General features: G+C 39.4%; 28 protein-coding genes and 2 riboswitches. Of the genes, 6 read left to right on the top strand and 22 right to left on the bottom strand.

Annotation, left to right across the window (positions count from 1 at the left end):
* Positions 1–539: 539 nt before the first annotated feature.
* The 3 genes from QZR70_RS00555 to ychF all read left to right on the top strand — a co-directional run bounded on the left by QZR70_RS00555 (position 540) and on the right by ychF (position 4,397).
* Entirely contained in the window at positions 540–1,769 is a 1,230-nt protein-coding gene (locus QZR70_RS00555) for an LL-diaminopimelate aminotransferase (protein ID WP_295792349.1), read from the top strand.
* A 202-nt stretch (positions 1,770–1,971) separates the two neighbouring features.
* Positions 1,972–2,946 carry a diaminopimelate dehydrogenase gene (locus QZR70_RS00560; RefSeq protein ID WP_295792350.1) on the top strand — a complete coding sequence of 325 codons (975 nt, stop codon included), beginning with the start codon at positions 1,972–1,974 and terminating at the stop codon, positions 2,944–2,946.
* Positions 2,947–3,290: 344 nt separating this feature from the next.
* Complete coding sequence (gene ychF / locus QZR70_RS00565) at positions 3,291–4,397, top strand: redox-regulated ATPase YchF (RefSeq protein ID WP_295792352.1); 1,107 nt, start codon at positions 3,291–3,293, stop codon at positions 4,395–4,397.
* 82 nt (positions 4,398–4,479) lie between these two features.
* Here ychF and QZR70_RS00570 read toward each other — a convergent pair whose 3' ends face one another.
* From QZR70_RS00570 to QZR70_RS00600, 7 genes are all read right to left on the bottom strand, one after another.
* Positions 4,480–4,716: a CsbD family protein gene (locus QZR70_RS00570; RefSeq protein WP_257847046.1), complete on the bottom strand. Its 237-nt coding sequence runs from the start codon at positions 4,714–4,716 to the stop codon at positions 4,480–4,482.
* Between the two features lie 66 nt (positions 4,717–4,782).
* On the bottom strand, positions 4,783–5,019 hold the full coding sequence (locus QZR70_RS00575; protein WP_295792355.1) for a GlsB/YeaQ/YmgE family stress response membrane protein: 237 nt from the start codon (positions 5,017–5,019) through the stop codon (positions 4,783–4,785).
* A gap of 119 nt (positions 5,020–5,138) precedes the next feature.
* Positions 5,139–5,849 carry an NAD(P)H-dependent oxidoreductase gene (locus QZR70_RS00580; RefSeq protein WP_295792357.1) on the bottom strand — a complete coding sequence of 237 codons (711 nt, stop codon included), beginning with the start codon at positions 5,847–5,849 and terminating at the stop codon, positions 5,139–5,141.
* 135 nt (positions 5,850–5,984) lie between these two features.
* The gene (locus QZR70_RS00585) at positions 5,985–6,242 is read right to left on the bottom strand and encodes a DUF3343 domain-containing protein (RefSeq protein ID WP_295792359.1); all 258 of its coding nucleotides are present in this window, start codon (positions 6,240–6,242) and stop codon (positions 5,985–5,987) included.
* Positions 6,243–6,283: 41 nt separating this feature from the next.
* On the bottom strand, positions 6,284–6,883 hold the full coding sequence (gene yedF, locus QZR70_RS00590; RefSeq protein ID WP_295792361.1) for a sulfurtransferase-like selenium metabolism protein YedF: 600 nt from the start codon (positions 6,881–6,883) through the stop codon (positions 6,284–6,286).
* A 40-nt stretch (positions 6,884–6,923) separates the two neighbouring features.
* Positions 6,924–7,955, bottom strand: coding sequence for a selenide, water dikinase SelD (gene selD / locus QZR70_RS00595; protein WP_295792363.1), 1,032 nt, complete (start codon positions 7,953–7,955; stop codon positions 6,924–6,926).
* A gap of 9 nt (positions 7,956–7,964) precedes the next feature.
* Entirely contained in the window at positions 7,965–8,168 is a 204-nt protein-coding gene (locus tag QZR70_RS00600) for a DUF951 domain-containing protein (protein ID WP_004693828.1), read from the bottom strand.
* Between the two features lie 616 nt (positions 8,169–8,784).
* Between QZR70_RS00600 and rbr the strand changes: the two genes are divergently transcribed.
* On the top strand, positions 8,785–9,330 hold the full coding sequence (rbr, locus tag QZR70_RS00605) for a rubrerythrin (RefSeq protein ID WP_295792364.1): 546 nt from the start codon (positions 8,785–8,787) through the stop codon (positions 9,328–9,330).
* Between the two features lie 194 nt (positions 9,331–9,524).
* On the opposite strand, the gene thiM is transcribed toward rbr, so the two are convergent.
* The 3 genes from thiM to thiW are packed head-to-tail and all read right to left on the bottom strand — an operon-like array spanning position 9,525 to position 12,368.
* Entirely contained in the window at positions 9,525–11,042 is a 1,518-nt protein-coding gene (gene thiM / locus QZR70_RS00610) for a hydroxyethylthiazole kinase (RefSeq protein WP_295792366.1), read from the bottom strand.
* Between the two features lie 13 nt (positions 11,043–11,055).
* Positions 11,056–11,889, bottom strand: coding sequence for a bifunctional hydroxymethylpyrimidine kinase/phosphomethylpyrimidine kinase (gene thiD / locus QZR70_RS00615; protein WP_227721390.1), 834 nt, complete (start codon positions 11,887–11,889; stop codon positions 11,056–11,058).
* Positions 11,889–12,368: an energy coupling factor transporter S component ThiW gene (thiW, locus tag QZR70_RS00620; protein WP_119209090.1), complete on the bottom strand. Its 480-nt coding sequence runs from the start codon at positions 12,366–12,368 to the stop codon at positions 11,889–11,891. The genes thiD and thiW overlap by 1 nt, the downstream gene beginning before the upstream one ends.
* Before the next feature lie 63 nt (positions 12,369–12,431).
* Positions 12,432–12,526, bottom strand: a riboswitch (TPP riboswitch).
* 81 nt (positions 12,527–12,607) lie between these two features.
* Positions 12,608–12,713: riboswitch (TPP riboswitch) on the top strand.
* Positions 12,714–12,765: 52 nt separating this feature from the next.
* Between thiW and cytX the strand changes: the two genes are divergently transcribed.
* Entirely contained in the window at positions 12,766–13,959 is a 1,194-nt protein-coding gene (gene cytX / locus QZR70_RS00625) for a putative hydroxymethylpyrimidine transporter CytX (protein ID WP_295792368.1), read from the top strand.
* A gap of 148 nt (positions 13,960–14,107) precedes the next feature.
* Here cytX and QZR70_RS00630 read toward each other — a convergent pair whose 3' ends face one another.
* From QZR70_RS00630 to modA, 3 genes are all read right to left on the bottom strand, one after another.
* Positions 14,108–14,737: an ATP-binding cassette domain-containing protein gene (locus tag QZR70_RS00630; RefSeq protein WP_295792370.1), complete on the bottom strand. Its 630-nt coding sequence runs from the start codon at positions 14,735–14,737 to the stop codon at positions 14,108–14,110.
* Between the two features lie 8 nt (positions 14,738–14,745).
* Positions 14,746–15,414, bottom strand: a complete 669-nt coding sequence (modB, locus tag QZR70_RS00635; protein ID WP_227721393.1) for a molybdate ABC transporter permease subunit — start codon at positions 15,412–15,414, stop codon at positions 14,746–14,748.
* Positions 15,415–15,592: 178 nt separating this feature from the next.
* Entirely contained in the window at positions 15,593–16,381 is a 789-nt protein-coding gene (gene modA / locus QZR70_RS00640; protein ID WP_105090145.1) for a molybdate ABC transporter substrate-binding protein, read from the bottom strand.
* 285 nt (positions 16,382–16,666) lie between these two features.
* On the opposite strand from modA, the gene QZR70_RS00645 reads away from it, so the two are divergent.
* Complete coding sequence (locus QZR70_RS00645) at positions 16,667–17,656, top strand: AEC family transporter (protein ID WP_363661687.1); 990 nt, start codon at positions 16,667–16,669, stop codon at positions 17,654–17,656.
* 151 nt (positions 17,657–17,807) lie between these two features.
* Here the strand turns inward: QZR70_RS00645 and QZR70_RS00650 are convergent, their stop codons facing one another.
* From QZR70_RS00650 to glmS, 9 genes are all read right to left on the bottom strand, one after another.
* Positions 17,808–18,098, bottom strand: coding sequence for a metalloregulator ArsR/SmtB family transcription factor (locus QZR70_RS00650; RefSeq protein WP_024063797.1), 291 nt, complete (start codon positions 18,096–18,098; stop codon positions 17,808–17,810).
* A 181-nt stretch (positions 18,099–18,279) separates the two neighbouring features.
* On the bottom strand, positions 18,280–18,726 hold the full coding sequence (locus tag QZR70_RS00655) for a universal stress protein (protein ID WP_060923852.1): 447 nt from the start codon (positions 18,724–18,726) through the stop codon (positions 18,280–18,282).
* A 169-nt stretch (positions 18,727–18,895) separates the two neighbouring features.
* Positions 18,896–20,167 (bottom strand): hypothetical protein, encoded by a 1,272-nt coding sequence (locus QZR70_RS00660; RefSeq protein ID WP_227721396.1) that lies wholly within the window; start codon positions 20,165–20,167, stop codon positions 18,896–18,898.
* A gap of 8 nt (positions 20,168–20,175) precedes the next feature.
* The gene (locus QZR70_RS00665) at positions 20,176–20,934 is read right to left on the bottom strand and encodes an amino acid ABC transporter ATP-binding protein (RefSeq protein WP_005387765.1); all 759 of its coding nucleotides are present in this window, start codon (positions 20,932–20,934) and stop codon (positions 20,176–20,178) included.
* 106 nt (positions 20,935–21,040) lie between these two features.
* Positions 21,041–21,697, bottom strand: a complete 657-nt coding sequence (locus QZR70_RS00670) for an amino acid ABC transporter permease (protein ID WP_005387763.1) — start codon at positions 21,695–21,697, stop codon at positions 21,041–21,043.
* A 123-nt stretch (positions 21,698–21,820) separates the two neighbouring features.
* Positions 21,821–22,633, bottom strand: a complete 813-nt coding sequence (locus QZR70_RS00675) for an amino acid ABC transporter substrate-binding protein (protein WP_295792380.1) — start codon at positions 22,631–22,633, stop codon at positions 21,821–21,823.
* A gap of 201 nt (positions 22,634–22,834) precedes the next feature.
* The gene (locus tag QZR70_RS00680; protein WP_119206566.1) at positions 22,835–23,311 is read right to left on the bottom strand and encodes a hypothetical protein; all 477 of its coding nucleotides are present in this window, start codon (positions 23,309–23,311) and stop codon (positions 22,835–22,837) included.
* A 36-nt stretch (positions 23,312–23,347) separates the two neighbouring features.
* The gene (gene trpS / locus QZR70_RS00685; RefSeq protein ID WP_295792383.1) at positions 23,348–24,334 is read right to left on the bottom strand and encodes a tryptophan--tRNA ligase; all 987 of its coding nucleotides are present in this window, start codon (positions 24,332–24,334) and stop codon (positions 23,348–23,350) included.
* 58 nt (positions 24,335–24,392) lie between these two features.
* A partial coding sequence (gene glmS / locus QZR70_RS00690) for a glutamine--fructose-6-phosphate transaminase (isomerizing) (protein WP_295792386.1) occupies positions 24,393–25,851 on the bottom strand: 1,459 nt, incomplete at its 5' end.

Below are 25,851 nucleotides of genomic sequence, written 5' to 3' on the forward strand. Positions count from 1 at the left end.
TATAGTTTTGATATTTTTCAATAAAAAAGCGTAGTAAAATACTACGCAAAAATTGATCTATAGGCAAATGTCAATTCTATTTTTCCTTAAATTACCTTGCTATACTAATATTAAGAGTCATCACGTGAGTTAGGCTCATCACCGAAAGGTGGTGATACTATGAGTAAATTCGAAAAGTACTACTTAATTCTTTTTGTAATTTCCATAGCAATATCACTCTTTGCACTATTCAAGTAGTGTAAAGACAAAAGCCTAACGCAACAGAGTATTCAAAATACTCGCACGCTAGGCAATCATAAGAAAACATTTATAAGATGAGCCTAACGCTACCACACGTTGATGGCTCTCTTTTTATTTATTATACATCAAATGCGAAATTTCTAAAAGAGCTTATAAAACACATTCTTCGTATTATAATCTTTTATATAAAAAATACTTACACTATTTAGATTAAGGAGAAATTCTATAGAAAATCCTTGCGTCATTATTCTATATAATTTACTATATATAGAGAAATCTGATTATAAAAAGGAGTCATCATGGCTAATATTAATGAAAACTATTTAAACCTACAAGGTTCTTATTTATTTGCTAATATCGCTAAAAAGGTTGCAGATTATCAAGCAGCACATCCAGATGCAGATATCATTCGTCTTGGTATCGGCGATGTTACATTACCACTTGTTCCAGCAATTATCGATGCTATGAGCAAAGCAGTTCAAGAAATGGGTAAAGCTGAAACGTTCCGCGGTTATGGTCCTGAGCAAGGCTATGACTTCTTGCGTCAAGCTATTGTTGATGGCGACTACAAACCATTAGGCGTAGACATCGCTATTGACGAAGTATTCGTTTCCGACGGTGCAAAATCTGATGTTGGTAACATCCAAGAGTTATTCAGCGAAGATAACATCATCGCTATTACTGATCCAGTGTACCCAGTATACCTAGATTCCAACGTTATGGGCGGTCGTACTGGCGAAGCTGTAGACGGTATTTTCCAAAAGGTTGTATACCTTCCTACTTACGCTGAAAACAATTTTTCTCCAGAATTTCCTTCTGAACGTGTAGATATCGTATATCTTTGCTCCCCTAACAACCCAACTGGTACTGTTTTAAGCCGTGCTCGTTTAGCAGAATGGATTAAATGGTGTAAAGATAATGATGCGATTTTGATGTTCGACTCCGCTTACGAAGCTTTCATCAGCACAGAAGACACTGTAAAATCCATCTACGAAATCGAGGGTGCTCGCGAAGTAGCTATCGAATTCCGTTCCTTCTCCAAAACTGCTGGTTTCACAGGCACACGTTGTGCTTATGCTGTAGTGCCTAAAGAAGTAACTGGCAAAACTAAATCCGGTGAACGCCAACCACTAAACCCTATGTGGAACCGTCGCCAATGCACTAAATTCAACGGTGTTCCTTACATCATTCAACGCGGTGCCGAAGCAGTGTACACAAAAGAAGGACGAGAACAAACTCGCGCTAACATTGCATACTACAAAGAAAACGCTCGCATCATCAAAGAAGGTCTTGAATCTATCGGCCTTACTGTATACGGTGGCGTTGACGCTCCATACATTTGGCTAAAAACTCCTGGCAACATGACTAGCTGGGAATTATTCGACATCTTGCTCGAACAAGTTCAAATCGTATCTACACCAGGCTCTGGCTTTGGCCCACATGGCGAAGGTTACCTTCGTTTAACAGCTTTTGGTAGCCGTGAAAATACAATTCGTGCCGTTGAAAGAATTAAAACATTAAAATTCTAATAGGATAATTGCCATACGGTTTACCCGATATAGCACCAATTCCTATAGAGACCAAAAAACCGATTGCCCTCTATAAACGGAGGTCAATCGGTCTTTTATATCTCTCATCAATTAATTCTATAGAAAAATATCAAATACCCTACTTTTGTGCTATAATAAAAATGTTAATAATTAAATTTCTCGATTTATATAGGAGGCTAATATGAGCAAAATTCGTATTGGTATCGTTGGCTACGGCAACTTAGGTCGTGGCGTTGAAGCATCCGTAAAATTACAACCTGATATGGAGCTTGTTGGTGTATTCTCTCGCCGTAAAGGCTTAGAAACAGTTTCTGGTGTTCCTACATATACTATGGAAGATCTACCAAACTTCAAAGGTAAAATCGATGTTATGGTTCTTTGCGGTGGTTCTGCAACAGACCTTATCGAACAAACTCCAATGGTAACTAAATACTTCAACTGTATCGATTCCTTCGATACACATGCACGTATTCCTGAGCATTTTGCTAATGTAGACAAAGTAGCTAAAGAAGCTAAAACTGCTACATTGATTTCTTGCGGTTGGGACCCAGGCATGTTCTCTTTACAACGTGTATATGCTGAAAGCATCTTGCCTCAAGGTAAATCTTATACATTCTGGGGCCGTGGCGTTTCCCAAGGTCACTCCGATGCTATTCGTCGTATTGATGGTGTTCTTGATGCTCGTCAATACACTGTTCCTAAAGAACAATACCTTGAAGCTATCCGCAATGGTGAAACTCCAGACGTTGATGGCTACAAAGGTCACCTTCGTGAGTGCTATGTAGTGGCTGCTCCTGATGCGGACAAAGCTAAAATTGAAAATGAAATCAAAACTATGGAAAACTACTTCGTAGGTTATGAAACTGTAGTAAACTTTATTTCCCAAGAAGAACTTGATCGCGACCATAAAGGCATTCCACATGGTGGCTTCGTTCTTCGTTCTGGTGAAAGCACAGAAGGCACTCGTCACGTTATCGAATATTCCTTGAAACTTGATTCTAACCCTGAATTCACAGGCTCTGCATTAGTTGCTTACGCTCGTGGTATCTACCGTCTTGCTAAACACGGTGGCACTGGTTGCTACACTGTATTCGATATTCCACCAGCTTGGATTTCCACTCATTCTGCTGAAGAATTACGAGCTCACTCTCTATAAGACACAAAATAAAATCCCACACATCAGTGTGGGATTTTATCTACTTCTATGGTATACTACTTAGAAGAAGTGAGGCGTAGATGTTTTCCGGCGTCAGCTCTCACATCTCTTACTAATTTGAAAATGTGACCTGACACATCTAGAAGCCTCGACATCAATAGATAATTTGTCGATTTCTATGTAAAGGGATTTAGTGGCACTATTAGTCACCTATGTGACTAATAGTGTCACTTTTTTAGTACAAATTTATAGCATCTATATGATATAATATTTATTTGATAGAGTTTCTATGGAAACTTTCACAAAGAACGAAATCAATTAATTAGTTAATAAAAGGTGGTACCATGAGCACAAATTTAGAAGTAGGCATCGTAGGCCTTCCAAATGTTGGTAAAAGTACATTATTCAACGCCATTACAAAAGCAGGCGCTGAAGCTGCCAACTATCCATTCTGTACAATCGAGCCAAACGTAGGTGTCGTTGACGTTCCAGATAACCGTTTAGCTGTATTAGCTGAAATGTTTGGTTCTAAACGCATTCTTCCTGCTGCTATGCGCTTCGTAGATATTGCGGGCCTTGTAGAAGGTGCATCTAAAGGTGAAGGTTTAGGTAATAAATTCCTTAGCCACATCCGTCAAGTAGATGCCATTGCACAAGTTATCCGTTGCTTCGACGATCCTAACATCACTCATGTTGCTGGTTCTATCGACCCAATCCGCGATATTGAGATTATCAACACAGAACTTTGCCTGGCTGACCTTGAGTCCGTAGAAAAACGGAAACAACGTATCGAAAAAATCGCTAAATCTGGTGATAAAGACGCTCGTGCTGAATTACCATTATTAGAACGCATCATCGAAGGTTTAGGTGAAGCAAAACCGGTGCGCGCACAAGGTCTCGAAGAAGAAGAATTAGAAATGATTAAAGAGTTGACATTGTTGACAGCAAAACCATCTCTTTATGTAGCTAATATTTCTGAAGATGAAGTAGCTGATTACTCTTCCAACGAATATGTAAAACGCGTTGAAGAATATGCCAAAAATGAAGGTGCTGGCATCGTTGTAGTTTCTGCTCGTATCGAGTCTGAAATTGCTGAGTTATCCGATGAAGAATCCGCTGCATTCCTTGAAGACCTTGGTCTTGACGAATCCGGCTTAACGAAGCTTATTAAAGCAAGTTATGCACTTTTAGGTCTTATCAACTACTTTACAGCAGGCGAAATGGAAGCTCGTGCATGGACAATTATAAATGGTACCAAAGCTCCACAAGCAGCGGGTAAAATCCACTCCGATATCGAAAAAGGCTTTATCCGTGCTGAAATCGTATCCTTCAATGACTTACAAGCTTGCGGTAGCCAAAATGCGGCTAAAGAAAAAGGACTTGTACGCCTTGAAGGTAAAGACTACGTTATGAAAGACGGCGACGTAACACACTTCCGCTTCAACGTATAATACAAATTAATAACAATAGAAAAACCAGTAAATCGGTCGATTTACTGGTTTTTTTATGCTACATAATAGCTTTTATTTACTTTTATTTGTCATCATCGCCTAATGCATTTTTAAGGCCACTAATCGCACCTTCTACAGCATCTTTAGCATCATCTGCAGTTTTTTTGATATCTTCAGCTACAGTGTTAGCAACATCTTTTACTTTTGCCACTGTATTTTCAATAGTCCCTTCTGCTTCTAATTGTTTATCACCAGTTAATTTACCAGCATTCTCTTTCAATGCACCTTTAGCTTGGTTCAATTTATCTTCTAATGCCATTATTATAGTTCCTTTCATATAAAATACTTTTAATTATTTAACTACATTTTTACAAAGATATTGCTATCATTTCTTTCCGAAGAAAAACGAAACAACAGCAACAACAATTACTGCACCTAATACAGATGGAATTAAGGACATCCCTGCTAAGCTGGGACCCCATGTGCCAAATATTGCTTGACCTACAGACGAACCAATTAAGCCAGCAACAACATTGGCAATGATACCCATTGCACCACCTTTATTAGTGATAGCACCTGCTAGGAAGCCGATAAAACCACCAACAATAATCGACCAAAGCATATAATCACTCCTTTATCTCTTGTAAATTGTATTTCAAAAAATATATTAAAGTGTAATTTATAATATACCATTCATTCTTGAAAATTAAATGAATTTTTTTCGATTAAAGGAGCAAAGGTCTATTCAACTACTGTTACAATTTCATCTAAGGTACGACGTGTTTTATTGCGATGTGGTTCTTCGTCTCGGTAACCGAAGGCAGCCATTACAGCAATACCAAAGTGTTTAGTATCAAAAAGGCCAAGTTCATCACCTAAGAGGGCTGTCATGTCATCTTGATTGAAGCCTTCTAGTGGACAGGAATCTAAGCCTTCATAAGCAGCCATTGTCATCATGTTCGCCATAACGATATACGTTTGTTTAGAAGCCCAGTCAAAAGCAGCACGGTCAGACTCAAAAGTTTTATAGTCACTTGTAGTAAATTGAGCATATTTTTCGCGATATGCTGCATCTATTTCTGCTGGTAATTGCTTAACTGTTTCTTGGATGTAACGTACGTAAGGAGAGTCAAACTCTAAATCCACTTTTTTACGTGTTAAGAATACCACCAAATGACTTGCTTCAAGGCCTGCAAGAATGCCCCAGCCATGAGCTTTCATTTTTTCTCGAATTTCTGTATTTTGGATAACTAGCAATTCAAAAGGCTCAAATCCAAGGGATGTAGGTGCCAAACGTGCTGCTGTTAAAATAGCATTCCAATCTTCATCAGAAATCTTCTTCGTACTATCAAACTTTTTACATGCATAACGATATGTCATAGCATATTCTAAATCTTTACGATCCAATTTAGTAGCCGTTAATTTTACATTTTCTATTTCATACTTGCTCATATATACCTCCATAATGATAAAAAATATCATATATCTATAGTATCATAGTCAGCCTCTAAATTCATAGCCAGCTTTTAAATCATATTAGAATCAAAATGTTAATCAAACAGAAATCAGTAAAAGCCTAGACGCTGTCTAGGCTTTATATGGTACAGCTAGCTCACCTTTTTCATACCAAAAGAGGCCCGATGTACTAATCTTATGTTCTTTTAAAATAGTCTGAACCTGCTCTACAATACTTGGATCTATTTGCACAGATAAACCACACATATCATAAAGCTCTGGCGGTGTAGCCATCAATTGATGAGGCACCTTTAATTCTGTTAATATCTTGTCTGCTTTATCACCAAAATAATAGGACGTAAAGACGACTAGTAATTTTTTATTTTCCAAGGTCTTACCTCCTACTTATACCTCAAAATAAAGCGCTAACATTATAGCTTAACAATATTGTCTCCAAGGATAGCATCAGTAATAGCATACATATTCGTAATACTACCTACGCCAACATTTTCTTTTACCCCATAGAAATCAAGACAAATACCACATGCTGCAATTTCAACACCTGCATCAGCTAATTTTTTAATATTTTCTAAATGAACCGAATCATTCGTTACCATCTTCACACTGCTATTGATGAAATAGATCTTAGATGGCTTCACATCTGCTTCAACCATGCACACCCAGAAGGTTTTCATTAGGTTACGGCCTAACTCTTCACTACCTTCACCAAGATAGTCCTTTGTCATCAAGATGACACGGTTGCCATAGCTCATTGGTTCACAACTACCATCTGCTACTGGATTTGCATTAGGGGTCATAGTGAGGTAGAAATCCTTACCATCTTGTCGGATGTCCACCCCATAACCGCGAGACTTGCCGAATTTTTCTACATTATCGCGACTAACCTCATTATCTACGATTGTAATAATAACCGCACTCGGATTCGCATCACTTACCTTCTTAGTTTCAATAACAGGTTTTGGACACAAACTACCACGTACATCTACAGTTAATTCATTTGTATTGCTCATCATACACCTCTATATTATATATATTATATTCTTCCTAATGTCATGCCGTTACGCGTACAGCCAATCCAGAGAAGCTTTCAACAGTACCTACTATAGTCGCACAGTCTATACCAGCCTTATGTAACGCCTCTACCAGTTGCTCACCTTCATTAGCAGGAACAGAGAATAGCAAACCACCCGAGGTTTGTGGATCAAAGAGAATGTCCGTCCATACAGGATCTAAAGATGCATCTACTTGTACATCCGTTATAGCCTTACGGTTACCATAAGACGCAGCTGGTACTAATCCCATTTGAGCCGCTTCGATGACATTATCAAAGAGAGGAATGTCGTAAGCCTTAATATGTATTGTCACATCAGAGGCACTAGCCATTTCTACAGAGTGCCCCATAAGGCTAAAACCAGTCACATCAGTACAAGCATGCACAGTAAAGTTGTGAGCTACCTCTGCACCGACTCGATTTAAAGTACTCATACTAGTGACAGCTTGCTCTGTACCTACAGGGAATAAATCAGCTTTCAACGCATTATTCATGATACCTGTTCCAATACGTTTTGTGAGCACCAATACATCCCCTACTTGGGCCCCTTTGTTTTTCCAAATACAATTGGGATTCACTTGCCCTGTCACAGACATGCCAAAGATAGGTTCTTTATTTTCTATGCTATGGCCTCCTACGATAGCCGCACCAGATTCGGCTACCATTGAGCCTGCGCCGTTTAACACGTCTGTTAAGATTCCTTGCTCAACAAGAGGTACTGGGAAACCTACGATGTTCATGGCAGTCAAGGGAGTTCCACCCATAGCATACACATCACTTAATGCATTAGCAGCAGCAATCTTACCAAACAAAACAGGATCATTAACCATAGGTGTAAAAAAGTCTAATGTTTGAACCAATGCCAATGTATCAGAAATTTTATATACGCCCGCATCATCAGAACCGGTCATATCGGCTAAGACTTGGTCATTTGTAACAGGTGTCACTGCTTTCAAAACACGATTTAATATATGAGGACCAATCTTACACGCACAGCCCCCATTAGTCACATAGTCAGTAAGTCGTATCATAGGACCTCCTTACTCATTCTCTGGCAATCGAGAAACGATTTTCTTAACAGCCTTTTCAAATTTAGGGCGCGGCATCAGCAGTTGATGACCACAACCGTTGCATACGATGAGAAAATCCGTGCCAATACGTTTCACTTCCCACTCGTCACTACCGCAAGGATGTGATTTTTTCATCTTCACCACATCGCCTACATAATATCTAACAAATGCCATAGCGCCTCCTTTTTCAATGTTCAGTATTTATATACTTATTATACAAAAAATACAAAGTTCTATAAACATATCATAATTCTATAGTTTATATAGTAGTTTATATAGTTATTTTAAGGGTAATTATTAGTACATTTAACGAAAAGATTATTAATTACTAATCAATAATGATTTTTCATTTAGTTATCATTCTCAATATCAAAATTAGATCATTTTATAAACCCTATACTATTCAAACTTTAAGAAACCGCATTATAACTACATTGATAATATTTATCATTTAGAAAATTTTCGAAATAAATTTTACAAAAACACTTGCATTTCTCATTTAGTATGTTACAATATAGTCAACAATGATTATTCGTTAAGTATACGGATAGCACATTGTATATAAAACTGTTAAGACGGCAAGTGCCGAAAAACACAAACGAGTAAGTACTATTTTAAAAGTTAGACAAGTGTCTATTTGATTTAAGAATAAGTTTTCTTACCAAGGCGAAGTCGCCCACGAAAATTGTAGAATAAGTATTCTATTATTTGAATTCACAACCAAGTGGTTATGAATATATAAGTTAAGTAACAAATTTGAAAATTATCGTAAGTACAAAGGAGTATTAAAATGGCAGAATTAAAAGGTTCTAACACTGAAAAAAATCTTCAAGCAGCATTCGCTGGCGAATCCCAAGCATTCCAAAAATATACTTTCTACGCAGCAGCAGCTCGTAAAGCTGGCATGAACGAAATCGCTGATTATTTCGAAGAAACAGCTCACAACGAATCCGCACATGCTAAATTGTGGTTCAAAGCTCTTCATGGTGGCGACATCTCCGCTGACATCGAAGCTAACCTTCGCGATGCAGCAGCTGGTGAAAACTATGAACACACTACAATGTACAAAGATTTCGCTGACGAAGCTGAAAAAGAAGGCTTTGCAAAAATCGCTTTCCAAATGCGCGAAGTTGGTAAAATCGAAGCTCGTCATGAAGCTCGTTACCTTGCATTAGCAGCTCAAGTATCCGGTAACAAAGTATTCCACAACGACGAACCAGTTGCTTGGATCTGCGCTAACTGCGGTTATGTACACGTTGGTGAAGAAGCTCCTAAACTTTGCCCAGTATGTGCTCACCCACAAGCTTTCTTCCACCGTTTCGTTGAATCCATCTAATCTGTAAGTACTACACTAACTAAACTAACAACCTGTAAGTACAGATTTAAATTAAACATACCTGTAAGTACAATATAATCTTACAGTAAGTACTAACAACTTCCTTAACAAAAAGACGATGACTTAGGTCATCGTCTTTTTTTGTGTTCTATTCGCTATTAAGGTTGTGTTTTGGTTGTGTTTTGTAAGAGCAACTATTTAGTACTATCTACTAAATGCTTAAACTGTTGTACCGCCTCATAAGGGTTATCTGCATGAGCAATAGCAGATATGATGGCAACACCACAAGCTCCTGCTTCCAGTATAGGCTTCGCATTGTCTAAAGTAATTCCCCCAATACCAACACATGGTAAGGTCAAGCCTTCTGCCTGTAGTTCAGCGACACGCTCCGGTCCACATGGCTCTTGTGCATCAGGTTTACTACTTGTAGCATACATAGGACCTACACCTACACAGTCAGCATAGAATATATCAGTCTTATGAAGTTCCTCTACGGAATGAATAGAGATGCCAACCACCTTATGGCCTACAAGATCACGAACTGCTTCTAGGCTCATATCCTCTTGCCCTACGTGAACGCCATCAGCATTAACAGCTACTGCTAAGTCTACATCATCGTTGATAATATAGAGTACGTTGTATTTGGCACAGATTTGTTTTAACTGTTGGGCTAACTCTAGTTTCTGTTGCCCCACTAAGGTACCTACGCCCTTTTCTCTAAATTGGAAACAAGTCACACCGCCGCGACAAGCGTCCTCTACGATAGAGAGCAAACGATGTTCATTCAGTTCCACATCTTGTGTACCACTGATGAAATAAACTTGTAATTGATCTGGCACAACTACAGGGCGTATACGATTTTCAGACATAAGCACCGCATCATCCAGTGTATATAAACTATCCATAAAGGCTATACTAAAGCTACCAGGTTGTACGCCACTTACCTGCACTGCACTTTCACCAGCTAAACCATAGTAAGCCAATGCATAGGCGAGAAACTCACCGATAGATAGTCTGTTTTTACATGGATAATAAGCGCTGAAGAAAGCCGCCAATACAGCCCCTAATAGACAACCCGTACCCGTTACAGCCGTCATAATAGAGTGTCCGTGTGGCACTGCAAATACTCGAGTTCCATCGGACACATAATCCTCTTCACCAGTAGCTACAACAGGGCAGTTAATAAGGCGCGCCAGACTATATACGACAACAGCACTATCCTCGACCTGTCCTCCATCTACACCTTTACCGTTAGTGGAAGTATCTGCCTGATTATTAGGACTTAAAGCATCGTAGATAGCTTTAATTTCGCTTTGATTACCTCTCAATAATGAGATGTCACCAGTCTTAATCAAGTCTAACACCACAGATAAACGATAAGCCCCCGCATGACAACCTACAGGATCTAAAACGATAGGAACCTCATGTTTCTTCGCCAGCACTATGGCATCTTTATAGTAACTAACCTTATCTGGCGTAAGCGTTCCAATATTGATGAGTAAAGCCGATGCATGAACGATGAGGTCTTTTAAATCTTCACTGCATTCGCTCATCACAGGCGATGCACCAATGGCTAGTAAACCATTGGCCGTAAAGGTACGTACCACATCATTAGTAATGCAAATAACAAGAGGATTTCTCTGACGCAAGGTCTCTAATATATTTAGTTCAGGCCAAGTTCGGCCTTTCATATAAGGGTTTTCATAGGTCATACAAATATCTCCTCTAGTTATCTTTTAATAGCTCATCCATCGTTTCAGGTCCATTCGCCAATAAACCATAGGCCATATGATTAACAGGGCCACAGCCGTGTCCTAGCGCTGGATTGTGCTTAATAGCAAGAGCGATATAATTCTTCGCAATACCAATGGCATCCATTACGTCACGCCCTTTAGCGAGCTCCGCCGTAATAACGGCAGAGAAGGTACAGCCCGTACCATGCGTGTGCACCGTATCGTATTTAGGGCTCGTCCACGTGCGTACACTACCATCTTTGGTGAAAGCATAATCTGTTGCATCTTCGCCGATGTGACCACCCTTAATGATTACCACTTTAGGGCCTAAGTCCTGTAAGATACGATTAGCCGCTGTTGTTATATCGCTTTCACAATTAATAGCCATGTCAGCTAAAACCTCAGCCTCACTGCGATTAGGGGTGATAACCGTAGCGGTAGGAATGAGTTTAGATTTTAAGAAATTCACAGCCTCATCTGCTACAAGTCGGTCACCGCTGGTGGCAATCATAACAGGATCCATTACGTACGGAATATCCTTGCTCACATAAGGATAAATGAGGTCCATCATTTCCGGTAAAGCAATCATGCCCGTCTTAACAGCTTGAGGAGGAATGTCAGAATACACATCGTGTAACTGTTTCTCTATGCTTTCTAAGGATAGATGTTCTACGTGGTGAACGCCCGTTGTATTTTGGGCTACTACAGAGGTAACAATAGCCATACCGTATACATTTCGGCTTTGGAAGGATTTCAAATCAGCCATAATGCCAGCACCACCGCTCGGGTCAGTACCAGCAATTGTTAGTGCAGTATGTAGTTTCATTATGCCTCCTTGTGTAATAGATGACGACGAGATAAGATTTGTAATACTACGAAGCCTATGCAAGCACCTGCCACAGAGCTCATGGAGAAGGATGTAATCAAGGTCAATAACGCCAACGGTTTCCCTAATAGGAAGTTAGCAATGGGATAGCTCACAAGAGCACCAATGAGACCTGTACCGATGATCTCACCTAGAGCTGCTGCCCAGATGGCATTGTATTTCTTATATAAATACGCAGATAGCCAAGCGCCAATCATGCTACCAGGAAAGGCCAATGGAGAGCCTAGTGCTAATACATTACGTAAACAAGATGTACTAAAAGCAGCGCCTACGGAAAATCTCGGCCCAACTATAACGGCTAAGATCACATTAATCATATGTTGAAACGGAAAAATACGAGCCGGCCCAACGGGAATAGATGTTGTGGATAACACGACACCTAAGGCTACACATATGCTAGCAATAATCAGTTTTTTCATAATACCTCCAAATATATAAAAACGAGACCACTCCAAATGGAATGGTCTCGTAATAGTTTAGTATTATGTTTCACTCCACTTCCCTACGCCAGTATTATCCGGATCAGGTCTAGGGTTTTGAATGGTCAATCTCAGCAAAAGCACCCCTAGTGGCAATATATTTTTATACTCTAGTTATAACATTATTATACAATCCATGCAACAAAAGAATTGACGGTTCACTTATAGACGCCTATAATAAAGCCATAACGGGGTGCTCACACGAGTGGGCTGAGAGTAAGCTAATGCTTTAACCCATAACCTGATTTGGATAATGCCAACGTAGGGAACATAGAGGATTAATAGCCGAGTTCCTGTGAACTCGGCTTTTTCTATGACTTCCTGGCTAGGAGGACGTATGAAAGACACACACATTACACAACCACAGTTCGCCATGATATGGTTTGGTGCCGCGCTATCCATAGCGGAGATTATGACGGGAACCTATCTGGCCCCCTTAGGGCTCACCCAAGGTTTATATGCCATCATACTGGGGCATATCATCGGCGGTATATTGCTCTTTGGAGCTGGCCTCATTGGTGGACGCTTGCGACAAGGCAGTATGAATACTACCGCTTTCAGCTTTGGCCGACTAGGGGCTAAAGGCTTTGCCTTTTTAAATATGCTACAACTCATTGGATGGACTAGCATCATGATCTACGATGCGATGCTCGCCTTACAAGAGCTAGCACCCCTATCGCCTATGATTTGGACCACAGCCATCGGAGCTCTCGTTATTCTATGGCTTTTCATCGGCCTCCACAATACAGGCTATATTCAAGCCATCGTATCTGTTCTATTACTAGGTCTCACCCTCTACATGGGCGCTCACATGATAGCTCAATGGCCTAGTGAAAGTAGCCTTATAGCTAGTGGAAATATGAGTTTTATAGCAGCTCTTGAACTATCTATTGCTATGCCATTATCTTGGTTGCCTCTCATCAGCGATTATACTCGTGAAAGTAAAAATCCTTTCTCCGCATCACTAACAAGTGCTGCAGTTTACACAGTAACAAGTATTGTTATGTATACCTTAGGTCTTAGCGCCGCTATCTTTGGCGGTGGCGACTCCATCATTACCATCATGATGAACGCAGGCCTCGGCCTTGCAGGACTTATCGTTATTATCTTCTCTACCGTTACTACAACCTTTATGGACGCTTACTCTGCAGGCGTATCTAGTACGACGATCTATAGCGGAGCCTCCAGTAAAGGCGTAGCCGTTATCGTAACTATCGTCGGCACCATTGCGGCTATCCTATATCCAATGGATGATATTACAGACTTCCTATACCTCATTGGATCTGTATTTGCTCCAATGATTGCCATCCTATTAGCTGATTATTTTATCAATCATCAACAAGTACAAACACTATCGGCTTATCTAGTAAGAGGTCTCATTTGGACTGTATCCGTTGGCTTATACCACTATATGTTACATGGTGAAAGCACTATCGGTGCTACACTACCATCCTTTGCTATGGCATTTATCGTTACCGCTATTGTGGGATTTATAAGTAAAACAGCGCATGCATCAACAGAAATTAAGTAACATTAGCAAATAACATCTATTATAAACGTACTAATTCAATACTAAAGATAAGGCTAAATACACTGCTATCAACTATCTAAAAAGAAAACACCTTCACAATCCACTAGTAGGATTATGAAGGTGTTTTTTATTATCTTAAATTTTACAGTTATTCAGATATCGTAATGAGCCCGTTTTCACAGGTCCAATGTCTATCCCCTACAGCTTCTACTTCGCTTTCATCATGTGTCACCCATACGCAAGGTACATCCCATTCTCGAATGATGGAAACGAGGTCTTCACGCACTTGTTTTCGTAAGTTCCAATCAAGTGCAGATAAAGGCTCATCAAGGAGCAGAATAGTCGGTTTTGAGTAGAGCGCACGGCCTAGTGCAACCCGCTGTTGCTCACCACCAGATAAGCTACCAGCCTTGGTATTACGATATTTCTCCAAACCCAAACGTTGTAACAATGTATCACACATGTCAGGGGTGCCTCGTTTGCTATAGGTAATATTATGTTCTACAGACAAATGAGGAAATACAATATTGCCTTGCGGCATATAGCCTACTTGCCGTTTTTGAGCAGGCACCCATATCTTTTTACCTCGATCAACCCACGTCGTATCATCATATCGAATACTACCAGTGGTTGGTTTTACGAGCCCTGCAATACATTTGATAAAGGTACTTTTACCACTACCAGATTGACCAGTCAGAACAGTAATTCCAGAAGGAAGCACCCCATCAGCTTTCACAGTCACAGAAGGTCTAGCTACAGTAAAGGAAAATGTAATCATAGAACCTCCTAGTTATTCTCTGTATGGCGGAACAAGGACCCCTTCGTAATGAGGTGAATGCCGCTCAACAATGCCAATGTAAGTACACAAATATATACAACAAGCTCAAAGGCATCCATGTACTGCCCTGCCTCTACGTAGGAGTAAATAGCTAACGGCATAGTACGGGTTACCTTCGGAATATTACCAGCGATTAAGATGGTAGCACCAAATTCCCCCATGGCACGGCAGAACGCCAAGATGCTACCTGTTAAAATACCTTTCCACGCAAGAGGCACAGATATGGTAAAGAATATACGCAATTCTGAAGCGCCCAATGTACGCGCTACATCCTCCATATTATGATCGACGGACTGCAAGGCAGAGCGCACTGTTTGATAAAATAGGGGGAATGCAATGACTGAAGATGCAACGACTGCACCAGAAGCGGCAAAAACTACACTCATACCGTGAGCTTCGAGCCACGCACCAAAAGCATATCCTGGAGTAAACACCATGAGAAGTGCAAAACCAACAACCACTGGTGGCAACACAAGGGGCAATGTAATTAGGGCATCTAAAATAGCCATACCGCCCCACTTACAACGATTCATCCAATAACAAGCACCTAAGCCTATAACAATAACGATGATAAGAGCAATGCTCGCCACCCATAAGGATAGCCAAAATGGACTCATGACACGCCCCCTTTCTATCAATAAGACTAAAATCAGTAATAATAAAAATACATCTAGTTTTAAAATGATTTACTTATTTGCATCATATAGCATATGAAAATGTATGTCTAACATATTCATAATAATATCTATATTGTATCATAAGAAAACGCTAGCCCTGAAAGCTAGCGTTTAACTCTTATTTAGAAGGAGAGAAACCGTATTTTTCTAATACTTTTTGGCCTTCTGGGCTCATTACATATTGGTAAAAGTCTTTTGCCAATGCGTTGTCATATTTTTTAATGATACCGATTGGATAGATGACTGGATCATGGGAATCAGCCGGTGTTACAGCAGAAATTTGAACCGCATCACCTGCAGCAATAGCATCTGTTTTATAGATAAAGCCAGCATCACCAGCACCTTGGCTAATGGATGCTGTTACAGCTTTTACGTCTTTAGCATATACTACATTTGGTTCAACTTGTTCCCAAACACCTAATTTTGTTAATACTTGTTTACCATAATTACCAGCTGGCACTGTTTCAGGATTACCTAAAACGATACGTTTAACAGAAGCAATTTGATTTAATTCAATTTTAGGTTGGCCTTTTGGAACTACAAGAACTAATTCATTAGTTACAAATGGTTTAACATCTGTTACAAGGTCTTTGTCTTGCAACATTTTCATATTCTTTTCGTCAGCAGAGATGAATAAGCTAGCTGGTGCGCCTTGTTCAATTTGTTGGCGCAATGTGCCAGAACCAGCAAAGTTAATAGCAATTTGGTCGTCTGATAAGTTATGACTCTTTTTGTAGGACTCTGCCAATTCAGTAAGAGCACCTTTCAAGCTCGCTGCCGCTTGTACAGTAATCTTTTCAGATGTGCTTGGTTTAGCAGAATCTGCTGCTTTGTTTGTGTCACTACCACACCCCACTAACAAGGCCAGCATGAAAACGCTCATTAATACTAATAGAATTCGTTTCATAATTCCTCCTGTGCATCCCTTTGGACTCCACACTGTGAAAGCTATGGTTACTCACCGTAGAGACACGTTCAAAGAACAAACTAAATATACAATATATTCACATTATACTATATATTTGTTAATTAATATGTATGTAAAAACTCACATTTTGCATATATATTTCTGATGAATACCATAAGAAATCATAATGGATAAAACTTTTAAGCCCCGAACAATACATACTATGGTATGATAATACTATACATTAAATCCATACTAAATTAATAAGAAACTCTAGGTGAGATAATGAATATATTCGAGCTAATAGGACATATATTTATGAACTCTATGATTCCTATTTTTATACTGATAGGCGTAGGGTTTATATTGGATAGAAAATTTAAACTAGATTTATATACGCTGAGTAAACTAAACTTCTACATATTATTGCCTACCTTTGTATTTAGGGCTATGTATGAAGCTAAATTTACATCAGGTACGTTAGAAATCGTATTTTGTGCACTAGTTGTACTCATACTGAACTCTATCCTTTCAGGTGTAGTCGGCAAAATACAAGGTTATGATGTAGCAAAAATCGCCACATTAAAGAACTGCGTTATGTTTAACAATGTCGGCAATATGGGCATCGCCCTTGCCATCTTTGTATTTACCAATGTGCCTTACGTCATCGATGGCGCAACCCCCTATGCTGATTTAGGTCTTGTCAGCGTCGTATCCATTATGATTATACAGACCATTACAAGTAATACCTATGGTTTCTACCAAGCTGGTGCTGGGCGTTTGAGCACAAAGGATGCGTTAAGCGTAGTCTTCCATATGCCTATGGTATATGCTATACCGCTTGCATTACTTTGCCAGCTCTTACCATTTGATTTACACGGTCTATTCTTCTTTGCCCCTCTTAAAATCTTTGCTAATGCCTTTGTAGGCGTTGCTATGATCGCTTTAGGGGTGCAGATTAACAGAACGCCATTAAACTTCTTTAAGGCGGATGTTATGCTCGCTACATCCTTACGTCTCGTCTTAAGTCCTCTCATTGCTGCAGTTATTACTATATTATTTATAATTTTCTATGGTCCTATGCACCCGATTGCAGCGCAAACGATTGTCATCACCTATAGCGTACCAACAGCCATCAATATGGCCCTTATTGCTATCGAGATGAAAAACAATCCAGAATACGCTACGCAAATTGTAATGGGTACAACCATACTATCAGCAGTAACTATGCCACTATTTATTACGATAGCCTATTACCTCTTCCCTTTATATTAATACTAGTATACCTATACAAAAAGGAGCCGTATAAACGGCTCCTTTTCTTATATTTTAACTTTATATATCTTTAGAGGATATATATATATCATGAGTACTTTTGTATATCCCCAATCAAGTTAGACAAATAGTATGCAATACGGCTATATGACTATTGATGAGATACGTGTTCCATACCCATTCTTACGAGACCTTCTACGTGATCATCGTTTAGAGAGTAGTATGCAGTTTTACCTTCCTTGCGATAGGTCACAAGTCTTGCTTGACGGAGTACACGCAATTGGTGAGAAATAGCGGATTGTCCCATCCCCATTGTTTCTGCAATGTGATTTACACACATTTCGTTTTCTAATAATAATTCTACTATTTTAAGGCGTGTAGGGTCACCCAGGATTTTAAACAGTTCTGCTAGCTTTAGCAATGATTCTTGTTTGTCGCTCATATAGTCCCCCATTTTATAAACCATTATCTATGTTTATTTATTGTTCTCATGTAACTTAATTTCGTTCTTATTTGTAAACCTAAATGGCATACATACAAATATTATATCATTTTTACGCTATAAAAAAGAGACTTTGTTACAACAAAGTCTCTTTTTGTATCATATCTGTACAGGATATGAATTATTTAATGATCAATACAGGGCAAGTGGAGTGACTAGTTACATAGCTACTTACGCTACCCATGAATAAGCCTTTCAATGGGCCAAGGCCACGGCTACCCATTACGATAAGGTCAGCATTATATTTTTTAGCTACTGCTAATAATGCAGGACCAGGGGAACCAACTTCGAATACGCTTTTAACTTTTACGCCTGTAGGAATTTCTTTTACTACATCGTTAAGAATTTCTTTACCAGTTTCTTCCATATCTTCTGCAATTTGTTCAGATACGTAACCACCGGAAATTGGTGTTTGATCGAAATTGGAAATAGCAGACACGATATTTGCAACGTGAACAATAATCAATTCAGCATGGTTGCGGTCCGCTACAGCGAGAGCATGTTCCAACGCACGTTTAGCATTTTCAGAACCATCAGTAGGTACGACAATAGTTTTGTAGGTAACCATAATAACCCCTCCTATTTCTAATCCCTCAAAGGGGATATGATCAAAGATCGTTTAGCCTATAGTATTATATTCTAGACCATCAAGGAAAACTCCTCTTTTTCTAGAGGATTTCTTTTATTATAGCACAAATTATACAGATTTATACAAATAAAAGAATATTATGTGTATATTATAAAACTTGTGATGATTGGTTAGTATTCAATGTAGTAGTCAATTTGAATCCATCCAGCACATCGATGAGCTCCGGTGTGCTAAGGCTAGTTCCTGCTGGGCCAATCATACGAGCCACGGCTACATTGCCTTCATTACCTAAGATAATAGTAGCGGCAAAGGATACTGGTGCAGCTGCAGATGTATCAGCCGTATTAGGATTCTTCATATGACCTGCCAAGTAGAACATTACATTACCATCGATAATATGTGTTTCATAACGAGTAATGGTTGCCTTATTCACCTCAACCAATTGTTTAAGGTAATAATCACCTAGCATTTGTTTGCCCATCATTGTAGGCATGCCTGTGCTAACCGCTTGTACGGGGATTGTAAAGGATTCAATATCAAGGCGCACATTATGCTTAGCGAAAGCAATTTTACCCTTTTCATTTAGACGGGTAAAACCTTTTGGATAGGCAAATTTAATACCTTCAGCTACGCTGATATCACTTGTGCCAGAGATAAACTGCTTAACACCTTTGATTGTACTAGAACCAGACTTATTTAGTAATTCAAAGGATGGAATTGTATGTTCCATCAAGCCTTGTTCCATAAATTCCCCTTGAATAGGAGCATAGGTGCTCGCCAAATTGTAGCGATGCGTTGGATCCTTATCCATGATGAATTCCGCTTCAAATACAGATTGAACAGGCTCTGTAGATGTCATTTCAGCATACGATTTTGGTGTTGTCTTATCCCAACGTGCTGATATAGCCCCTTTCTTGTTAAAGAAGCCCCCAACGATATCGTTATTTTCAAAGACATTACTATGCTGACGCCAGATGCTCAAGTACTCTTCATCAGACATGCCCTTGATTGGCACACCATACCAAGTCGTATTCCATTCCTTTTGAGATACCCCGTCTTGCGGTGTATTATTGCGTTTTGTGAAAGACACAGTATAGGAATCATCTTGTGTTGGACCTGCTAGGTTGAAAGAATAGCCTTGAATATGCTCACTTTCACTACGCACATCCATATCTAGCTTAACACCATCGGCTACACGCCATGGAATCGTAAAGGTATAGCCATTTTTATAGTCCTTAACTACTGTGTTCATCGTAGTCGCATACGATTTATACTGATCTGGCAAAATAGAGGCAGAGTCTTTTTGGGAATCTACGATTGCCATCGGAGTTCCAGGTGTGCCTTGCAAGCCTTCTGCCATAATAGAGGTCGTGCTCATAGCCATGACAGCTAACGTAGCAGCAATAAAACGTAACTTCATAAGACCTCCTATAACATGTTCTCCAAGAACGCTTTCGTTCTATCGTTCTGTGGATTGTTGAAAATTTGTTCTGGTGTACCTTCCTCTTGGATAACACCATCCGCCATAAAGATGACACGATCAGATACTTCACGAGCAAAGTTCATTTCATGAGTTACGATAATCATCGTCATATGATCATCAGCCAACTGTTTAATAGTCTTAAGAACCTCACCAGTTAATTCTGGGTCAAGGGCAGATGTAGGCTCATCAAAGAGCATGATTTCAGGATTCATCGCCAATGCGCGAGCGATGGCCACGCGTTGTTGTTGACCGCCAGACAAACGGGATGGATACATATCGCGCTTTTCCCATAAGCCAACTTTATTAAGTAATCGCTCTGCAATCGGTAAAATTTCATCATCTTTCATACCTTTTACCATGCGCGGCGCGATCATAATGTTATCAAGCACCGTCATATGAGGGAATAAATTGAAAGATTGGAATACCATGCCCATGCGTAATAATAAGTCATGTTGTGTTTCTTGGCTAGCATAGTTTACAGTGCCATTAGCATCTGTACTAGCAAGGACAGTACCATCTACAGTAATAGAACCACCATCAATGGTTTCCAATTGACCTAAGCAGCGTAAAAATGTAGATTTACCAGACCCAGATGGGCCGATGATAGAAACGATTTCCCCTCTATCCATTTTGAGCGATACATCGCGCAATACAGTTTGATTGTTAAAGCGTTTTTCAATACGCTCCATATTTACAAATGTCATAAGTACCTCTTACATCGTCGTATAAATAAATAGCTGTAATTTCAAATCGGCTATAGCCCTTAAAAACAACTAAGTCCATATCTACGACACACTACTACAGAATAGATTAATCTTCATATACAGCAAATCGTCTTTCTAAGTAGTTGAAGATATTTGTCAAAATAAAGGTAAAGATCAAGTAGAACAAAGCTGCCACTAAGAAGGCAGAGATATCAAAGTCACGTTGTACGATAGATTTTGTAATACGCAAGATATCATTCATAGCCAATACGTATACAAGAGACGTATCTTTCAACAAGTTAATTGTTTCGTTCGCAAGCGGAGGCAATACGCGTTTAAACATTTGTGGCAAGATGATTTTACGCATTGTTTGAGCATAAGTAAAACCAAGAACCTTTGCCCCTTCGTACTGACCACGAGAAATGGATTGAATACCACCACGGAAAATTTCACATAAATACGCTGCGTAGTTCAACACGAATGTAAGTACTGCAGCTGTAGCATCATCCATTTGGACTGCTCCATCTGTAATGATAGGCAATGCATAATATACGAATAAAATTTGTAACATTAATGGTGTGCCGCGCATCAAATATACGAAGGCTTCAACAATTTTGTCGAGCACTGTAAATTTTGATAGACGTACCAAAGCAAGTAAGATACCGCCAGGGATGGATAAAATCCATACAATACAGAATAGCGATACGGTTACCTTTAAACCATCAGCGATGGTTGGGATAATCTGCAATAAATAATCTAACATGGAATACTCCTTCAAAACACGACTAGAGAAGAGGCATCTGGCCTCTTCTCTAGTGTACATTTCGTTCTTTAATTATCTGTTGTACATACTGACCATAGTACTATTAGTATATCACGAATTGTACTATTTAGCATCGCTCTTATCTAGGTCTGCGCTAGAGCCCAACCATTTTTCAACGATTTTATCAGCAGTACCATCTTTTTTCATGTCCGCTAAGATACCATTGATTTTATCACGTAATGCAGTGTCATCTTTACGGAAACCAACAGCGAAGTTGTCAACACCGTAATCAGTACCGTCTACGATTTTGTATTTACCAGGTTCTTTTGTCATGAGGTAACGAGCGATAACACCATCAGCGATAACGGCATCAACACGACCAATACCAAGATCCATGAAAGCACTTACGAAATCAGCATAAGATTTTGTTTCTTTCACAGTTTTACCGCTTGGATCATTTTGTAATGCAGATTCACCAGTACTAGCTTGTTGAACACCTACTACTTTACCTGCCAAATCAGCTTTGGATTTGATGGAGTCATCATCATTACGAACAACGATGTATTGTTTATCCTTCATGTATGGATTGGAGAACAAAATATTTTTCTCACGTTCAGGAGATACTGTTAAGCCATTCCATAAAGCGTCAATTTTTTTAGATTTCAACTCAGCTTCTTTACTGGACCAGTCAATAGCTTTGAACTCTACCTCCATACCAGCACGTTTAGCCGCTTCTTTAGCCATATCGATATCTAAACCTACGATTTCGCCTTTATCATCTTTAAAGCCCATTGGAGGGAAGCTATCATCTAAGCCGATAACGATTTTTTTAGGCAATTCTTTATTAGCGGTTTTAGTATCGCTACCACAACCCGTTACAAATACCATCATAGATACTGCTGCAAGGCCAACGGCCATCATTTTCTTCCAATTCATAACTATCCTCCACGGTGTATTACACCTTTAACTACTTGCTATTATATGCTGTACAGAACTCATGTCTGTACCCGATGATTGTATTATACTTTAGTTCGTTAAAGTTGTAAATAGCTAATTTGATGAATTTTTGAATTTTCTTAATTTCTTAATATTACATATCATCTGTTGTAAGGATAAAGCATTTGTATAACCTATATTTTAAAGATTTGAATGCTTATTAATAGCTTCAATCATGGCCATTTTATCTTTATACCCTACCTGCGCGAGGTCTAAGGGTATGACATAAATACCACCATGACCATTCATAGCCTGCAATTCACGCCAACCTTCGGTAAACCCAATAATATGCTCGTAATCTACAAAGACAAAATACTCATCGCCATGAAAGAGGCTGTGAAAGTATTCTATAAAAGAAAAAGGCCTACGTTTTAACACGAGGCCCTTTTCACAGATAAAAGCTTGACTTTCACCTAATCTATGAAGGGTCCACAATATAAGAAGTAGCAACAGATAATACAATATACGCTCAGCCCAATCAGACGGCAAATATTTTACAATTAACACGCACACCAATAGACCGACGATGCGTCCAGTCCACTGGATTCCACGATGTATTTCTAAGCTCTGTTGTACGGCACCTGATGAAAAGCGTTCCATTGCCTCTTGTTTCGTCATGGCTTACCTCACAAATTGAAAGTCTACTATATGATTTTATTTACGGCACAAGCCCATAGCTTGCTCAACTTTACGGTACATTTGACTTGCTTTAGCATGAGCTTTAGCAGCACCTTCATCAAGAATTACATCAAGTTCAGGGCTTGTAATCAATTCATTGTAACGTTGTTGGATTGGCTCAAGAGTTGCCACTAATAGGTCTGCAATATCGGATTTGAATACGCCATAACCTTTACCTGCATACATGTCTTCGATAGCTTCATAGCTGTCTTTTGTGATAGCACGGTAAATGCCCATCAAGTTAGAAATGCCAGGCTTATTTTCTTTATCGTAACGCACTGCATTATCAGAGTCAGTTTGAGCGCGTTTCAATTTTTTCACAATCAAATCTGGTGCATCCAAAAGGCGAATGGTAGCATTTTGGTTATCATCAGATTTACTCATTTTCTTAGTTGGCTCTTGTAAGCTCATAACGCGAGCACCACCTTCGCCTACCTTGATATCAGGTACTACGAAAGTTTCACCGAATCTACGGTTAAAACGCTCTGCCAAATTACGAGTCAACTCAAGATGTTGTTTTTGGTCTTCACCTACAGGAACATAGTTTGTACCATATAACAAGATATCTGCCGCCATCAATGGTGGGTACGTAAGCAATGCTGTAGGAATGGAGTCACCTTGCTTTTGAGACTTGTCTTTATACTGCGTCATACGCTCTAATTCGCCAACATAGCTGATAGATTGCATAACCCAACCGAGTTTAACGTGCTCAGGTACTTCGGATTGTACAAACAATGTTACCTTTTTAGGATCGAGGCCAACCGCTAGGTACAACGCAGCCAAATTACGAGTATTTTGGAATAACTCTTTTGGATCTTGCGGTACAGTGATCGCATGTTGGTTAACGATACAATAATAACATTCGTCAGTATCTTGATAGTCTAAGAAATTACGTAAAGCCCCCAAATAGTTACCAAGTGTTAACTCACCACTTGGTTGGATGCCGGAAAATATAACTGCCATAATAGTCTCCCTATATTGAAATAAACCAACAGTGCCGAAGCACTGTTGGTTATATATATTATTCTACGGTTACAGATTTAGCCAAGTTACGTGGTTTATCTACATCTGCGCCGCGTGTAATCGCTGCATAGTATGCTAACAATTGCAATGGTACAACTGCAAGGATTGGAGCGATGAATTTATTTGCACGAGGAACATAGATTGTATGGTCTACGTGTTTAGATAATTCTTCGTCACCTTTCATGCCGATACCAATTACAACAGCTTCACGAGCTTTTACTTCACGGATGTTGCTGATCATCTTATCATACACATCTTCTTGTGTAGCCAATGCGATAACAGGTACGCCTTCTTCAATAAGAGCTAATGTACCATGTTTCAATTCACCACCAGCATATGCTTCAGCATGGATGTAAGAAATTTCTTTCAATTTCAAAGCACCTTCCATCGCTACTGCATAGTCGATAGCACGACCCAAGAAGAACGCATCAGATTTGAAACCATAATGTTTAGCAAAGGCTTTCATATCTTCGTCTACTTCAAAGATTTCATGAATCAATGTAGGCAAGTTTTTAACGCCGCTAAGGATTTCTTCGCCTAACACTGGATCCATTTTGCCATTTAATTGACCAAGGTATACAGCAAATAACAAGCCAGCTACTAATTGAGTAGTGTACGCTTTTGTGGACGCTACAGAGATTTCAGGGCCTGCCCATGTGTACACAGTGTTATCTGCTTCACGGGAGATACTGGAACCTACTACGTTTGTAATCGCTAAGGATTTAGCACCAAGGCGTTTAGCTTCTTTCAACGCTGCCAATGTATCAGATGTTTCACCAGATTGGCTGATAACGATACATAATGTTTTGTCATCAGTCAATGGATTGCTGTAACGGTACTCAGAAGCGATTTCCACACTTACAGGAATGCGCGCCAAGTTTTCAATATATTGTTTTGTTACAAGACCAGCATGGTATGCTGTACCACATGCAACGATGAGGATTTTATTGAAAGCTGCTACATTTTCAGCAGTCCAATTCAATTCATCAAAGATAGCTGTTTTACCATCTTCAGAGATATGTGTACCGAAAGTATCGCGTACAGCTTTAGGTTGGTCATGAATTTCTTTCAACATGAAGTGTTCATAACCGCCTTTTTCTGCTGCTTCCGCATTCCAGTTAACATGGAATACTTCTTTATCAACAGGGTTGCCTTCACGGTCGAATACGGATACATTATCACGAGTTACGATAGCTAATTCACCATCGCTCAAAATGTATGTATCACGTGTGTAGTTAATGATAGCTGGAATATCGGATGCTACAAAGTTTTCACCTTTGCCAAAACCGATAACCAATGGGTTTTCTTTTTTAGTACAAATGATTTTGTCTGGCTCATCAGCGCAGATGATTTCAAGTGCATAGGCCCCATCAACACGAGCGAGCATGCGTCGTACAGTGCCTACGAAATCGCCATCGTACATATCCTCTAACAAATGAGCTACTACTTCTGTATCA

Origin of the sequence: uncultured Veillonella sp. (genome assembly GCF_900545205.1) — a bacterium.
In the GTDB taxonomy this organism is placed as follows: domain Bacteria; phylum Bacillota; class Negativicutes; order Veillonellales; family Veillonellaceae; genus Veillonella.